At 75.0% G+C, this 1,786-nt stretch carries 2 protein-coding genes; one reads left to right on the top strand and one right to left on the bottom strand.

Translation table 11 applies throughout. From position 1 onward, the window contains the following. Positions 1–259: 259 nt before the first annotated feature. Positions 260–778, top strand: a complete 519-nt coding sequence (locus ACFV4G_RS43470; protein ID WP_380449199.1) for a hypothetical protein — start codon at positions 260–262, stop codon at positions 776–778. Positions 779–874: 96 nt separating this feature from the next. Here the strand turns inward: ACFV4G_RS43470 and ACFV4G_RS43465 are convergent, their stop codons facing one another. After that, positions 875–1,645 (bottom strand): hypothetical protein, encoded by a 771-nt coding sequence (locus ACFV4G_RS43465; protein ID WP_380449197.1) that lies wholly within the window; start codon positions 1,643–1,645, stop codon positions 875–877. Positions 1,646–1,786 lie beyond the last annotated feature (141 nt).

The following is a 1,786-nucleotide window of genomic DNA, read 5'->3' as shown; positions in this document are numbered from 1 at the left end:
CCCCTCGTCGAGCTCGTCTCCTCCCTGCACACCTCCCCACCCGTCCTGGCCCGCGGGGGGGGCCTCGCGCCGCGCGCGCCGGGCCCACCCTGACCGCCCCCCCCCGCGCCCGGCCGCGGCGCCCGGCCCGGCGGGCTCGGCGGGTTCGGCAGGCTCGGCGGGTTCGGCGCAGGCCGCGGCGCACGGGGATGCCACCCGCTACCAGGCGTCCGCCTGGCTTCCCGCGAAGAGCCTGCCGCTGTACGGCACGTACCTGTGGGTGTCCGAGAACACCGAGGACCCGAAGTCCAGCGACGACGCCCTGAACTGGATGTACGCCTGCAGCGACGGCAGCAAGGAACCGACCGACGCCCTGAAGATCTCGGCCTACCAGACCAGGCAGTACCGGACCGACCTCAAGGACGACCCCAGGGCCGCCGCCTTCCAGTGGATGCTCTACTTCAAGGACGAGGCCGCCGCGAAGGCCGCGCTGACCAAGATCGAGAACGACTACTCCTACTGCGCCGCCCGTTCGTCCGACGAATCGAGCCGGACCACGGTCGTCAAGACGGCCACCGGCTCCGGGGGCATCAGCTGGCTCACCACCGTCCGGGACAAGGACGGCAAGCCGCACGTCGCGTTCGCGGACGTCGGCTCCGACGCCCACGAGTACTTCGTCCAGTCGGGCAACGTCATCAGCCTGGTCCAGGCCATGGGCGACACGCCCGCCATCGACCCTGCCACAGCCGACGGACAGATGCTCGGCGCCATGGCCGCGGCCCTGGGGACGATGCGCTGAGCCCGAACGCCGGCCGTCTCGTCGCCCGCGGGCCCCGGACGCGGGGCGTTCATCCCACCGGTGCGCATCCCCACGTCCTGATGACCGAGCACCCGCTCAGAGGTGTCGCTCGCGGTCCGGGCCGGTCCGGTCGGGCGTGTCGGTGCGACGGGGAGACGGGAGCGGGACGGGCTCGGCTCCGTCGTGCGGCGGCGCGGCACCCTCCCGCTCGCCGACCAGTGCGCGCATGGCGTCGGGGTCGCTCGCGGCCACGTGGTAGCGGTAGCACAGCGCCGCGTTGGCCTCGTACTGCGGCCCCTCCTTGGCCCCCGGCGGGTGGTGCAGGGCGTAGACGCGGCCCTCGTGCCGGACGGGCGGCGCGCCCAGCAGGGCGGTGTGGGCGAGTTCCCAGGCGGCGTCCTCGAAGCCCCAGCCGCGGAACCGTTCGTCCTGTCCCCCGGTGGCCCACCACGTCGCCGGAGTCGTCACGTAGATGCCGCTGCACGCCCCCTGGACCGCGAGGGCGCTGCAGTCGGGCAGCGGCAGGCCGGCGCGGTGCTGGGCGGTACCGTCGGCGTTGAGGGACCGGTACTCGGTGTAGGGCAGATGGACGAGGCCACTCGCGGCGGCGGCCTCGACGGCAGCCCGGAGCGGCCCTTCCTCGGCCAACGTGTCGGCGTCGGCGATGACGACGACATCGGCGTGGGAGCGCGCCGCGCGGCGCACGCCCGCGTTGCGGCAGGCGGCGCGGTTGAACGGCTCGTCGCCGGTGTCGACGTCGATCACCGCGCCGGCGGGCAGCACGCGGCGCCAGCGGGCGACGCTGACGTCGTGGGCGTAGTCACGGCCGGGTTGGGACCGCCAGGGTAGGACGACGGCGATGTTCACAGCCTCTCCCGGGTTGGTGTCACAGCTGCGGGTCGGTCGTGCCCGAGGGCGCGGCGGGCCCGCGTTGGCCCCCGCGGCGCGGCCCCCCCGGGGGGGGGGGGGCCCCGGGGGGGAGGGGCGGGGTGGGCGCTTGTCCACGCC

The sequence above is a fragment of the Kitasatospora sp. NPDC059747 genome (assembly GCF_042732955.1).
GTDB lineage: Bacteria > Actinomycetota > Actinomycetes > Streptomycetales > Streptomycetaceae > Kitasatospora.
This window is presented reverse-complemented; position numbering and strand designations above follow the sequence as displayed.